At 69.5% G+C, this 12,312-nt stretch carries 10 protein-coding genes; 5 read left to right on the top strand and 5 right to left on the bottom strand.

All coding sequences use genetic code 11. The features are described from left to right. Positions 1-163 precede the first annotated feature (163 nt). Positions 164-1,402 carry an acetyl-CoA C-acetyltransferase gene (locus AC07OA_RS13335; protein ID WP_494664289.1) on the bottom strand — a complete coding sequence of 413 codons (1,239 nt, stop codon included), beginning with the start codon at positions 1,400-1,402 and terminating at the stop codon, positions 164-166. A gap of 96 nt (positions 1,403-1,498) precedes the next feature. Further along, positions 1,499-2,380, bottom strand: coding sequence for an NAD-dependent epimerase/dehydratase family protein (locus tag AC07OA_RS13330; RefSeq protein ID WP_494664288.1), 882 nt, complete (start codon positions 2,378-2,380; stop codon positions 1,499-1,501). Positions 2,381-2,475: 95 nt separating this feature from the next. Between AC07OA_RS13330 and AC07OA_RS13325 the strand changes: the two genes are divergently transcribed. From AC07OA_RS13325 to AC07OA_RS13315, 3 genes are all read left to right on the top strand, one after another. Continuing rightward, positions 2,476-3,372 (top strand): LysR family transcriptional regulator, encoded by an 897-nt coding sequence (locus AC07OA_RS13325; protein ID WP_494664287.1) that lies wholly within the window; start codon positions 2,476-2,478, stop codon positions 3,370-3,372. Between the two features lie 66 nt (positions 3,373-3,438). Then, positions 3,439-3,924, top strand: coding sequence for a winged helix DNA-binding protein (locus AC07OA_RS13320; RefSeq protein ID WP_494664286.1), 486 nt, complete (start codon positions 3,439-3,441; stop codon positions 3,922-3,924). Between the two features lie 72 nt (positions 3,925-3,996). Beyond that, complete coding sequence (locus AC07OA_RS13315) at positions 3,997-5,319, top strand: S41 family peptidase (protein ID WP_494664285.1); 1,323 nt, start codon at positions 3,997-3,999, stop codon at positions 5,317-5,319. 9 nt (positions 5,320-5,328) lie between these two features. Here AC07OA_RS13315 and AC07OA_RS13310 read toward each other — a convergent pair whose 3' ends face one another. From AC07OA_RS13310 to araD1, 3 genes are all read right to left on the bottom strand, one after another. Continuing rightward, positions 5,329-6,471, bottom strand: a complete 1,143-nt coding sequence (locus AC07OA_RS13310; RefSeq protein ID WP_494664284.1) for an aldose epimerase family protein — start codon at positions 6,469-6,471, stop codon at positions 5,329-5,331. A 98-nt stretch (positions 6,472-6,569) separates the two neighbouring features. Further along, positions 6,570-8,096, bottom strand: a complete 1,527-nt coding sequence (locus AC07OA_RS13305; RefSeq protein WP_494664283.1) for an aldehyde dehydrogenase (NADP(+)) — start codon at positions 8,094-8,096, stop codon at positions 6,570-6,572. Positions 8,097-8,187: 91 nt separating this feature from the next. Then, positions 8,188-9,183: an AraD1 family protein gene (araD1, locus tag AC07OA_RS13300; RefSeq protein WP_494664282.1), complete on the bottom strand. Its 996-nt coding sequence runs from the start codon at positions 9,181-9,183 to the stop codon at positions 8,188-8,190. 225 nt (positions 9,184-9,408) lie between these two features. On the opposite strand from araD1, the gene AC07OA_RS13295 reads away from it, so the two are divergent. Together AC07OA_RS13295 and AC07OA_RS13290 are read left to right on the top strand one after the other, a co-directional pair. Then, positions 9,409-10,149 carry a FadR/GntR family transcriptional regulator gene (locus tag AC07OA_RS13295; protein WP_494664281.1) on the top strand — a complete coding sequence of 247 codons (741 nt, stop codon included), beginning with the start codon at positions 9,409-9,411 and terminating at the stop codon, positions 10,147-10,149. A 283-nt stretch (positions 10,150-10,432) separates the two neighbouring features. Next, positions 10,433-12,235 carry an IlvD/Edd family dehydratase gene (locus AC07OA_RS13290; RefSeq protein ID WP_494664280.1) on the top strand — a complete coding sequence of 601 codons (1,803 nt, stop codon included), beginning with the start codon at positions 10,433-10,435 and terminating at the stop codon, positions 12,233-12,235. The last annotated feature ends 77 nt before the right edge of the window (positions 12,236-12,312 follow it).

Here is a 12,312-nt window from a genome sequence, read left to right as displayed (position 1 = left end):
CGTTGTCGTACTTGAGCTGATCGTGACCCGCAAGGTGCAACGAGCCCAAGCGCGTGTGTTTCGTGGCTGGAAACAGGAACGCGAAACGACGAACGCCACGACCGGTCTTTCGACGGGCCGTAGCGTTCGCGTGCTTTTCGTCCGCCTTCTGAAGGCGAAGGCCTTAGATCCGCTCGATGATCACCGCCGGGGCCATGCCGCCGGCCGCGCACATGGTCACCAGACCCCGCTTGAGGTCGCGGCGCTCCAGCTCGTCCAGCATGGTGCCGATCAGGATCGAGCCGGTGGCGCCGATCGGGTGGCCCAGGGCCATGGCCCCGCCGTTCACATTGACCTTGTCGCGGTCGAGGCCCAGGTCGCGGATGAACTTCTCGGCCACCACGGCGAAGGCCTCGTTGATCTCCCACAGGTCGATGTCGTCGACCGTCAGGCCGACCTTGGCCAGCACCTTGCGGGCGGCGGGGACGGGGGCGTTCAGCATCAGGGTGGGACTGTCGCCCATGTTGGCCATGGCCACGATCCGGGCGCGAGGCTTCAGACCATGCTTGGCGGCGTAGTCAGGCGAGGCCAGCAGCACCGCCGCCGCCCCGTCGACCACGCCCGAGGAGTTGCCGGCATGGTGGACGTGGTTGATTTTCAGGTCCGGATAGACTTGCCGGATCAGGCCGCCCAGGGTCATGCCGTTCTCGTCGATGGGCACGCCGGCCATCACCTCGAACGAGGCCTTCAGCGACGACAGGCCCTCCAGGGTGGTCTCGGGGCGCGGGAACTCCTCGCGGTCCAGGGCCACCGAGCCGTCCTCGCGGAAGACCGGAACCAAGGCGCGGTCGAAGCGGCCCTCGCGGATGGCCTGGTCGGCGCGCTGCTGGCTCAGCAGGGCCAGCTCGTCCAGGGCTTGGCGGGGGATGCCTTCCAGGGTGGCGATGGCGTCGGCGCAGACGCCCTGGTGGCTTTGCGGATGCTTGGCGCGGAGGCTGAGATTGCCGCTGTCCAGCAGCCCCACCGAGGTGCGGTCGGCCGTGGCGGCGGTGTAGGACATCATCTCGGTCCCGCCGGCGATGACCAGGTCCTCCATGCCCGACATGATCGAGGCGGTGGCGATGTTCACCGTGGTGATGCCCGAGCCGCAGAAGCGGTCCAGGGTCATGCCGCTGGCCCGCACGTCGTAACCGGCGTCCAGCGCCGCCATGCGGCCCAGGTCCGCGCCCTGCTTGCCGCGCTGGGTGCTGGTGCCCCAGACGATGTCGTCGACCTCGGCGGTGTTCAGCTGATTCCGCTCGGCCAGGGCCTTCAACACGGTGGCGGCCAGGTGCTGGGGATGGAAGTCGGCGAGGGCTCCCTTGCCGACCTTGCCGATGCCGCGCGGCGTGCGGCAGGCGTCGATGATCAGGGCTTCGGGCATTGCGGCGTCCTCCCAGAACGGTTGTTTGAACCGATGAGGACTCCGGCGCCCTTGGGTCAGTCCAGCGCCTTTTTCGCCGGACCGACCCGATCGCGATCAGCGCACCTCGGCCTTGATCCAGTCGATCACCGACGGGCGGCTGGGCGTCCAGCCCAGGTCGCGGCCGCGGTGGCCGCGCACTCGACTGTTGGAGCCCAGGCCGAAGACCGCCATTTCGCGGCCCCACAGGGCGTTGGCCGCCTCGGCGTCCAGCGACGCGGCCGGCAGGCCCATGGCCTCGCCGATGGCCTGGGCCATGTCGAGGTAAGAGGCCTCGCCGCTCTCGACGAAGGCGAACAGGCCGTCGGGCGCCGTCTCCAGGGCCAGCAGATAGAGGTCGGCGACGTCGGCGATGTGGACGTTGGACCAGCGGTTCAAGCCCCGGCCGATATAGGGCGCCTGGCCCGAAGCCTTGGCCTGGGCGATCAGGCGCGGCAGCTGCACGCTCTTGGACTTGGGGCCCAGGGCCGTGCCGTAGATCAGGGTGTTGCACAGCACGATCGAGCGCACGCCGGGGGCGGCGAGGACCGCGTTGTCCAGGGCCACGCGGGCTTCCTTGTCGGGCTCGGGCCTGAACGGGGTGTCCTCGTCGAAGACCCGCTCGGACGGTTCGCCCATGGCCTCGTCGCCGACGATGCTGGAGCCGCTGGTGTGGATCAGGGTCTTGCCGCTGCCGGCCAGGGCCGCGATCAGGGTGTCGGCGGCGGCGCGGTCGTCGCTGCTGGCGGCGTTGATCGTCGCGTCGGCGGCTTCGGCTTCGCGGGTCAGCACGTCGTGGTCGGCCAGGGTCCCGATCACCGGCTCGATCCCGTGAGCGCGCAGTTCGTCGGCGCGGGACGGATCGCGGATCAGGCCGCGCACGGCATGGCCGGCCTGGACCAGCCGGACGGCGACCGAACCGCCGATGAAGCCGCTGGCGCCGGTGACGAAGACTTGCATGGAAAACCTCTCCTTGTTCGAAAGGCAAAGGTAGCGGGAAGAATTCGGCGTATTAGATAGGGCGAGAGCCAAGCATTTTTGATCGGAGCGCACAGATGGCGCGCGAGTGGGTGGATCGGGCTGGCGACATGGAGGTGCTGGTCCGCGTGGTGGCCACCGGCAGCTTCTCGGCCGCGGCGCGTGGGTTGGAGCTGACGCCCTCGGCGGTCAGCCGGGTGATCGCGCGGCTGGAGGCCCGGCTGGGCGTGCGCCTGCTGATCCGCACCACCCGCGCCCTGACCCTGACGCCGGAGGGGCAGGCCTATCACCGCGCGGCCCTGCGCATCCTGGAAGACCTGACCGAGACCGAGCAGGCGGTGATGGACCAGGCCGCCCCGCGCGGCCGCCTGCGTGTCTCATCGTCGGCGGGCTATGGCCGTATGTACATCTTGCCCCTGGTCGGCGAGTTCCTGGCCCTCTATCCCGGCATCCTGCTGGACCTCAGCCTCAGCGACGCCATGGTCGATCTGACCGGCGGCCAGGCGGACGTGGCGATCCGCATCGGCCCTTTGCCCGACAGCGGCCTGACCGCCCGCAAGCTGGGCGACAGCGACCGCGTGGTGGCGGCCTCGCCGGCCTATCTGGCGCGGCATGGAACGCCCCAGGCGCCCGAGGACCTGATGGATCACGCCTGCATCGGCTTTAACTTCCGCCGTTCGCGCCAGGGCTGGCTGTTCCGGCGCGAGGGCCAAGCGTTCGAGCTGGCCGTGCCCAATGTGGTCGAGGTCAATAGCGGCGACGCGGCCATCCAGCTGGCGCGGGACGGCGCCGGGATCGCCCGCGTCGGCCGCTACGCCGTGGTCCGCGATCTGGCCGAGGGGCGGCTGGTCGCCCTGCTGGAGCCGTTCAACGGCGGCGAGCGCGAACCCTTCCACGCCGTGTTCGTCGGCGGCGCCCAGACGCCCGCGCGGGTGCGGGCGTTCGTGGATTTCCTGGCGGCGCGGGTGGGGTAAAGCCGCCTTGAGGAAGCGCCGCAGTATCCGGTTGACGGACATATAACAGCGCTTATACATATCGCCATGAACCGCCCCACGGCCACGCTCGGCGCCTTGCTCCGTCATCTGATCGATCTGCTGGATGGCGAGGTCGAGGCGGCCTATGCGGCCGCCGGCTTGGCATGGCGGCCGCGCTATACGCCGGTCGTGCGGTCCTTGATGGCGCATGGTCCAGCTTCGATCCGTATTTTGTCGCAGCAGATCGGGATCAGCCACTCGGCCGTCAGCCAGACCGTTTCGCAGATGGCTAAGGACGCTCTGGTCGAGCTGCGCCCCGGCGCCGACGCTCGCGAGCGGATCGTCGCGCTGACGGCGCGCGCCGAGGCCATGATGCCGGCCTTGCAAGTCCAATGGTCGGCGGTCAACGCGGCCGCCGACCAGCTGGACGCCGAACTGTCGACGCCGCTCACCCAGATCGCGACCGAGGCGATCGCGGCCCTCAGCCACAAATCCTTCGGGGAGCGAATAAGGCAGGCCGCCGCAACGGTCGCCGGCCGACCCGCGCCTTAGACCCCTCTTCTGTTTTCGGAGTTACCCATGCGCTTGAAGTCTCTTCCCGTCGCTGCGATGGCGCTTGCCTTGATGTCGTCGGCCGCGCCGGTCCTGGCCCAGGTCCGCAGTCCTGTCACGGAGGCTCAAGGGGCCGCCGTCCTGTCGCCGGCGGACCGCGACGCGGTGATCGCCGCCGTCAAGGCCGCCTACAAGAAGAGCTACGTCTTTCCCGAGAAGGTCCCGAACGTCCTGGCCCGGCTGGACAAGGGCAAGGCGAGCGGGCGCTACAATGTCGCCAATCCCAACGAACTGGCGGCCCTGATCTCCGCCGACCTGCGCGAGTCCGCGAATGATGGGCACGCCTATATCCAGTACGATCCGCAGCGCTACGCCGCCGCGATCAGCACGCCGCCCGGCGCGCCGGGAGAGGGACCAAGCGCGGGGCTCGGCGATTTCGACGCCGCCAACGCCCGGCGCGACAATTACGGCCTGGTCGAAACGCGCATCCTGCCGGGCAACGTCCGCTACTTGAGAATCTCCGGCTTCGAATGGGTGGCCGACGAGGCAGGCCAGGCCTACGACGGGGCCATGCGCTTCCTGAAGGGCGGCGACGCGGTGGTCATCGACCTGCGCGGCAACGGCGGCGGCAGCGCCGAGGCCGTTCAGTACGCGATCAGCCACTTCCTCAAGGCCGGGACGCTGGAGATCACCTTCCTGCACGCCGGCGAGGAGCCGGTGCAGACGCGTGTCCTGGACAACCTTCCGGCCGGCAGGATGATCGGCAAGTCGCTCTATGTGCTGATCGACAAGGGTGTGGGTTCGGCCGCCGAGTCGTTCGCCTACGACGTCCAGCAGTTCAAGTTGGGTGCGCTGATCGGCGCGTCCACGGCGGGGGCGGCCAACAACAACGACTTCTTCCCCGTCGCACCCGGTTACATGCTGAGCGTCTCGACCGGCCGCCCCGTGCATGCGGTCAGCAAGTCCAATTGGGAGGGGGCTGGTGTCGCGCCCGACGTTGCGATCTCGCCGTCCTTGGCCCTGGAGATGGCCCAGTCGTTGGCTTTGAAGGCGCTGGCCGCCAAGCATCCCGCGCCGGAGATCCAGGCTGACTACGATTGGGCGCTGCCCGAGGTCGAAGCTCGGCTGCATCCGGTGATCGTGTCCGAAGCCGCGGCCAAGGGCGCGGTCGGATCGTACGGCGGCAAGTACGTGGTCACCGCCGAAAAGGACGGCCTGTGGATCGCCCGACCGGGTCACCGGCTGTGGCCCGAACCCCGCCGCCTGATGGCGCTGACCTCTGACGGGCTGTTCGCCGTCGACGGGATCGACATCCTGCGGGTGGCCTTCAAAGGGCAGGCCCTGGAACTGCACTGGAAGGGTGAGGCCGCGCCCCAGGTCCTGCCTCGGAGCTGAGGTCGGCGACTACTTCTGCGTCGTCAGCTTGAACACCATCGTGTTGCTGTAGGTCTGGCCCGGGTCCAGCCGCACGGGGGCGAAGGCGGGCTTGTTGGGAGCGTCGGGGAAGTGCTGGGGCTCCAGGGCGATGCCGTCGCCCTGGCGGTAGAGCTTGCCGCTCTTGCCCGTCATCGTGCCGTCGATGAAGTTGCCGGCATAGAACTGGATGCCCGGCTGGTCGCTGAGGATCTCCAGCACCCGGCCGCTCTTGGGATCGGCCAGCCGGGCGTTGAAGCGCGGGGCGCCGCCGGCCTTGCCGGTCAGCACCATGTTGTGGTCGTAGCCGCGGCCGACGACGATCTGCGGATCGCGGGCGTCGCGGATGCGGTCGCCTACCGCCGTGGGCTTGCGGAAGTCGAACGGGGTGCCGGCCACGGGCGTGATCGCGCCGGTCGGGATCAGTTCGGCGTCGACGGGGGTGTAGCCTTCGGAGGCCAGGGTCAGGACGTTGCCCATGGCCCCGTCGGCAGAGCCTTCGCCGGCCAGGTTGAACAGGGCGTGGTTGGTCATGTTGACGATGGTCGGCTTGTCGGTGGTGGCGCCGTATCGGATCGTCAGGTTGTCCTGCTCGTCCAGGGCGTAGGTGGCCGTGGCGGTCAGGGTTCCGGGATAGCCCTCCTCGCCGTCGGGGCTGACGCGGGTGAAGGTGACCGAGGCCGTCGGGCCGCGCTTGACCTCCGACACCGTCCAGACCTGCTTGTCGAAGCCCTTGGCCCCGCCGTGCAGGGCGGCCAGGCCGTGGTCGTTCAGGGCCAGTTGGTAGGTCTTGCCGTCCAGGTCGAACTTGCCCTTGCCGATGCGGTTGCCGAACCGGCCGATGGAGGCCCCGAAGTAGCTGGCGTTCTTGGCGTAGGCTTCCGCATCCTTGAAGCCCAGCACGATGTCGGCCTTGGTCCCGTCGCGGCCGGGGGCGATCAGCGACTGCAGGGTGGCGCCGTAGGTGATGATCGTGGCGCTGACGCCGTGGCCATTGGTCAGGGTAATGGCCTCGACCTCGACCCCGTCCGGCGTCTTGCCGAACCCGGCCCGCGTGTAGTCCGCCGCGAAGGCGCCGGCCGGAACAGCGACGAGGGCGGCGGCCAGGAGGGCGCGGGTCAGGCAAAGCTTCATGGGTTTCCTCGTTGCACGACGGCGCGGCTCTGACTGGCCGCTCATTTGTCCATATAGTCTGACAAATAAGCGGTGTGCAACGCGGTCGAGATCGAGGCTTAGAGCACGCCGTCCACGGCCCGCTTCACGCCCAGCGGATTGTCGGCCTTCAGGGCCGGCGGCAGCAGGGTGTCGGGGATGTCCTGGTAGCAGACCGGTCGCAGGAAGCGCTCGAGGGCGCGCGTGCCCACCGAGGTGCCGCGCGGGTCGGAGGTGGCCGGGAACGGACCGCCGTGGACCATGGCGTGGCTGACCTCGACCCCAGTCGGCCAGCCGTTGGCCAGGATGCGGCCGGCCTTGCGCTCCAGGATCGGCAGCAGGGCGCGGGCGGCCTCGGCGTCGGCGGGGTCCATCTGCAGGGTGGCGGTCAGCTGGCCCTCCAGCCCCTCCAGCACGGCGGCCAACTGGGCGGCATCCTCGACCCGGACGATCACCGACGACGAACCGAACACTTCGTGGCTCAGCGCCGCGTCGCGGGCGAAGGTTTCGGCGTCGACGGCGAACAGCGCCCCGACCGCCTGGTTGACCCCGTCGCCCACGCAGCCGCGCGCCAGCAGGGTGACGCCCTCGCGTTCGGCCAGGCGATCGACGCCCTGCTCGTAGGCGCCGAAGATGCCAGGGGTCAGCATGACGTGCGGCGCGGCGGCGTTCAGGGCGGCGACGGCGGCGGCCTCGAAGCGGTCGAGGTCGGGACCCTTCAGGGCGAAGATCAGGCCTGGATTGGTGCAGAACTGGCCCGCGCCCAGGGTCAGGGATCCGACGAAGGCCGTTCCCAGCGCCTCGGCGCGGGCGGCCAGGGCGGCGGGCATCAGCACCACCGGATTGACGCTGCTCATCTCGGCGAACACCGGGATCGGCTCGGGCCGCTCGGCGGCGATCCGCACCAGGGCCATGCCGCCGGCCCGCGAGCCGGTGAAGCCCACGGCCTTGACGCGCGGGTCGCGCACCAGGCCGCCGCCCAGCTCGTGCGAGGCGCCGATCAGCTGAGCGAAGACGCCCTTGGGCAGGCCGCTGGCGGCGACCGCCTTCTCGATGGCCCCGCCGACCAGGGCGGCGGTGTTGGGATGGGCCGGGTGGCCTTTGACGATCACCGGACAGCCGGCCGCCAGGGCCGAGGCGGTGTCGCCGCCGGCCGTCGAGAAGGCCAGGGGAAAGTTGCTGGCTCCGAACACCACCACCGGTCCCAGCGGGATGAAGCGCTGGCGCAGGTCCGAACGGGGCAGGGGCGTGCGCTCGGGCAGGGCCGGGTCGATCCGCGCCCCGATCCAGTCGCCGCGCCGCACGACCTGGGCGAACAGCCGAAGCTGGCCGGTGGTGCGGCCACGCTCGCCGGTGAGGCGCGCCTGGGGCAGGCCGGTCTCGGCCATGGCGGTCTGGATCAGTTCGTCGCCCAGGGCCTCGATCTGGGCAGCGATGGCCTCCAGGAAGGCGGCGCGGGTTTCGAGATCCGTCTCGCGATAGACATCGAACGCCGCTGCGGCGGCCGTGCAGGCGGCTTCGATCGCCGCCGCGTCGGGCTCGGCATAGCCCGGACCAAAGGCCTCGTTGGTGGCCGGGTTGAGGGCGCGCAGGACGGTGTCGGACATCGGGAGCCTCGCTTGGGTCGATGATGGGCGTCGGAAGCCCAGCATGCCCGGCTTCCGACGCGATCGCTTGAAGGTCTCTGCCGGGGCGGCCCTACAGGCTGCGGACTGTCACCGGCTTTTCGTCGGCTTGGGCCAGCGGGTTGTGGGCCGGATAGAGGAACGGCGCGGCCTCGATCTCGAACACGTCGCCGACCTTCGTCTGGAAGCCGTCGGAGAACGACAGGGTGGCCGTGCCGAAGAAGTGCACGTGCACGTCGCCCGGCTTTCGGAAGATGTCGTACTTGAAGTGGTGATGCTCGAGATTGGCGATGGTGTGGGACATGTTCGCCTCGCCCGACAGGAAGGACTTTTCCCACACCGTCTCGCCTCCGCGCACGATGCGGCTGGCGCCGCGCACGTCGGCCGGCAGCTCGCCGGTCAGCAGTTCTGGGCCGAGGGCCGCCTGGCGCAGCTTGGAGTGGGCCAGCCACAGATAGTTGCCGCGCTCGATCACGTGGTCGGAGAACTCGTTGGCCAGGCAGAAGCCCAGGCGATGGGGCGTGCCGTCCGGACCGATGACATAGATCCCGGCGATCTCGGGCTCCTCGCCGCCGTCCTTGGCGAAGGCGGGGGAGGTGAGGGCCGCGCCGTGGCCGACCACGTGCGAGCCGTCGCCCTTGTAGAACCACTCCGGTTGGGCGCCGACCTGGCCGTCGGTCGGCTTGCCGCCCTCGACGCCCATCAGGAACATCCGCATGGAGTCGGTGAGGTTTTCCCCAGCTTGCGCGGCCTTGTGCATCTTGTCCCGGCCCTCGGCCGAGCCGAGGTGGGTCAGGCCCGTGCCGGTCAGGACCAGGTGGGCCGGATCGGGATGGTCGATGGGCGCCAGGACGCGGCCCTCGGCCAGGGCGGCGGGGATGTCGATCTCGGCGCCGAGCGGGCTGGACTGGGCGGTCTCGGCCAGGGTGGCGCCGACCTTGATCGCCGCCTGGGCCAGGTCCAGCAGGGTGTCGGCCACCTCGACGCGCCGGGCCAGGCCCGCGTCGTTGACCGCCGCGAGGATCCGCGACCCGTCCTGTTCCTTCAGTTGCACGAACCGCAGCACCATGGCTGTCGCGACCTCTCGACGAAATGGATTATTTAGTCAGACAAATAGCGATCCAAGATCGCCTGTCAAACCCGGAACGGTGCCTGGCCTATTCGATCGCACACCTGAAAGCGGTGTGTTTTTCGCCGCGTCGATGGGCGAAGCCGCTGTCCCGAAACCCCTTGTGGTCGGACAAACTGTCTCTAGTCTCGCCCTGCGTCGGGATCGGCGGGAGACGGAGCGGGCGTGGCGAAGAAGAAGGGCAAGGCGGCGGACGGTGAGCAGGCGTCCGGCAGCCGGATCCACGGCTCCATCGCCCGCACCCTGGGCGTGGCCATCGTCTCGGGCCAGTACGCGCCGGGCGACATCCTCAACAACGAGATCGACGCCAGCGAGCAGCTGCAGGTGTCGCGCAGCGCCTATCGCGAGGCCATCCGCATCCTGTCGGCCAAGGGCCTGGTCGAGAGCCGCCCCAAGACCGGCACCCGGGTCACCGAGCGCACCCGCTGGAGCCTGCTGGACCCCGAGGTGCTGGCCTGGTGCTTCGCCACCGAGCCCAGCGAAGAATTCCTCCAGGGACTGTACGAACTGCGGATGATCGTCGAGCCGGCCGCCGCCGCCCTGGCCGCCGAGCGTCGCGACGACGGCCAGCTGGAGCGCATGCGCCAGGCGCTGATCCAGATGGAGAGCCAGACCCTGGCCACCGAGGCCGGCCAGGCCGCCGACCGCGACTTCCACGACACCGTGCTGGAGGCCACCGGCAACGCGCCGCTGTTCACCCTGTCCAGCAGCATCGGCGCCGCCGTGCGCTGGACCACCATCTACAAGCAGCGCAAGCGCGAGCTGCCCCGCAATCCCATGCCCGACCACTGGAAGGTGTTCGACGCCATCGCCGCGGGCCGCCCGGACCAGGCGCGGACCGCCATGGAGCGGCTGGTGGGGCTGGCGCTGGAGGACACCCGGGCCTCGATCGAGGCGGACGACTAGCCGCTTCCGCCCGGCGACGACGCCTCGCCGAATCTCCTGACGACGTCACGTCTTCGAGGCTCTTGCCTCGACCGCGAACGCCCCTTCCTCGGGACGGGAGCGAGCGGCCTCGCGCGTTGACGCAGGGCATTTGTAGGTATAGTCAGACAAATAGGGAGAGACGGGGCGAGCGCGGTGTCGAGCGCTCCGTTCGAATGGCGAACCGCCGCACGGCGGCGTCCGCCAGGTCCCAGCCGAATCCAACGCCCTGCCGCCGTTACAGGGCCGCCTATCAAGGACCGTCATGAGCTCTGCCGCCGTCCCGCCCCGCGCCCTTCGCTCGCGCGCCTGGTTCGACAACCCGGACAATGTGGACATGACGGCGCTGTACCTGGAGCGCTATCTGAACTTCGGCCTGTCGCTGGAGGAGCTGCAGTCGGGCAAGCCGATCATCGGCATCGCCCAGACGGGTTCGGACCTGTCGCCCTGCAACCGCCACCACCTGGTGCTGGCCGAGCGCATCCGCGAAGGCATCCGCGAGGCCGGCGGCATCGCCCTGGAGTTCCCGGTCCACCCGATCCAGGAGACCGGCAAGCGCCCGACCGCGGGTCTGGACCGCAACCTGTCGTACCTCGGCCTGGTCGAGACCCTGTACGGCTATCCCATCGACGGCGTGGTGCTGACCATCGGCTGCGACAAGACCACCCCGGCCTGCCTGATGGCCGCCGCGACGGTCAACATCCCGGCCATCGCCCTGTCGGTCGGCCCGATGCTGAACGGTTGGCACAAGGGCCAGCGCACCGGCTCGGGCACCATCGTCTGGAAGGCCCGCGAGATGCTGGCGGCCGGCGAGATCGACCGCGCCGGCTTCATCAAGCTGGTGGCCAGCTCGGCCCCCTCGACCGGCTACTGCAACACCATGGGCACGGCCACGACCATGAACTCGCTGACCGAGGCGCTGGGCATGTCGCTGACCGGCTCGGCCGCGATCCCGGCCCCGTATCGCGACCGGCAGGAGAACGCCTACCGCACCGGCCTGCGGATCGTCGACATGGTCAAGGAAGACCTCAAGCCGTCCGACATCCTGACCCGCGACGCGTTCCTCAACGCCATCGTTGTCAACTCGGCCATCGGCGGTTCGACCAACGCCCCGATCCACCTGAACGGCCTGGCCCGCCACATGGGCGTGGAACTGACGGTCGACGACTGGCAGACCCGTGGCGAGGACGTGCCGCTGCTGGTCAACCTGCAGCCGGCCGGCGAATATCTGGGCGAGGACTACTACCACGCCGGCGGCGTGCCGGCGGTGGTGGGCCAGCTGATCGGCCAGGGCCTGATCCGCGAGGACGCCCTGACCGTGTCGGGCAAGACGATCGGCCAGGCCTGCAAGGGCGTCGAGATCGAGGACGAGGCGGTGATCCGTCCGTTCGACAAGCCCCTGGTCGAGCGCGCCGGCTTCGTGGTGATGCGCGGCAACCTCTTCAATTCGGCGATCATGAAGACCAGCGTGATCAAGCCGGAGTTCCGCGAGCGCTATCTGTCGGACCCGAACGATCCGGACGCCTTCGAGGGCGAGGCCGTGGTGTTCGACGGGCCCGAGGACTACCACCACCGGATCGACGATCCGGCCCTGGGCATCAACGAGCGCAGCATCCTGTTCATGCGCGGCGCGGGCCCGGTGGGCTATCCCGGCGCGGCCGAGGTCGTGAACATGCGGGCCCCCGACTACCTGATCAAGCAGGGTATCCATCAGCTGCCCTGCATCGGCGACGGCCGCCAGTCGGGCACGTCGGGCTCGCCCTCGATCCTCAACGCCTCGCCGGAAGCGGCGGCGGGCGGCGGCCTGGCCCTGCTGAAGACCGGCGACAAGGTCCGCTTCGACCTGCGCAAGTCGCGCGTCGACGTGCTGATCACGCCCGAGGAGATCGTCGAGCGGCGCAAGGCGCTCGAGGCGGCCGGCGGCTACAAGTACCCGGAAAGCCAGACGCCCTGGCAGGAGATCCAGCGGTCGATCGTCGGCCAGATGGAGACCGGCGCGGTGCTGGAGCTGGCGGTGAAGTACCAGCGCATCGCCCAGACCAAGGGCCTGCCGCGCGACAACCACTAGGGGGCGAGGGGGCTCGCCCCCGTCGCGACCGCCAAACGAGCCGGCCAACCGGCGACAAGAACCTGGAGGGAATAAAC

This window comes from Caulobacter sp. GW821-FHT09B08 (assembly GCF_059418225.1).
Note: the sequence above shows the minus strand (reverse complement) of the source record. Positions and strands in the feature narration are given on the sequence as shown.

What these genes read in the sequence shown, in the direction of transcription:
- AC07OA_RS13305 (WP_494664283.1), bottom strand. Translation starts at nt 8,096, where the DNA reads ATGTCCGACACCGTCCTGCGCGCCCTCAACCCGGCCACCAACGAGGCC.
- araD1 (WP_494664282.1), bottom strand. Translation starts at nt 9,183, where the DNA reads ATGGTGCTGCGGTTCGTGCAACTGAAGGAACAGGACGGGTCGCGGATC.
- AC07OA_RS13315 (WP_494664285.1), top strand. Translation starts at nt 3,997, where the DNA reads ATGTCGTCGGCCGCGCCGGTCCTGGCCCAGGTCCGCAGTCCTGTCACG.
- AC07OA_RS13310 (WP_494664284.1), bottom strand. Translation starts at nt 6,471, where the DNA reads ATGAAGCTTTGCCTGACCCGCGCCCTCCTGGCCGCCGCCCTCGTCGCT.
- AC07OA_RS13290 (WP_494664280.1), top strand. Translation starts at nt 10,433, where the DNA reads ATGAGCTCTGCCGCCGTCCCGCCCCGCGCCCTTCGCTCGCGCGCCTGG.
- AC07OA_RS13320 (WP_494664286.1), top strand. Translation starts at nt 3,439, where the DNA reads ATGAACCGCCCCACGGCCACGCTCGGCGCCTTGCTCCGTCATCTGATC.
- AC07OA_RS13330 (WP_494664288.1), bottom strand. Translation starts at nt 2,380, where the DNA reads ATGCAAGTCTTCGTCACCGGCGCCAGCGGCTTCATCGGCGGTTCGGTC.
- AC07OA_RS13325 (WP_494664287.1), top strand. Translation starts at nt 2,476, where the DNA reads ATGGCGCGCGAGTGGGTGGATCGGGCTGGCGACATGGAGGTGCTGGTC.
- AC07OA_RS13335 (WP_494664289.1), bottom strand. Translation starts at nt 1,402, where the DNA reads ATGCCCGAAGCCCTGATCATCGACGCCTGCCGCACGCCGCGCGGCATC.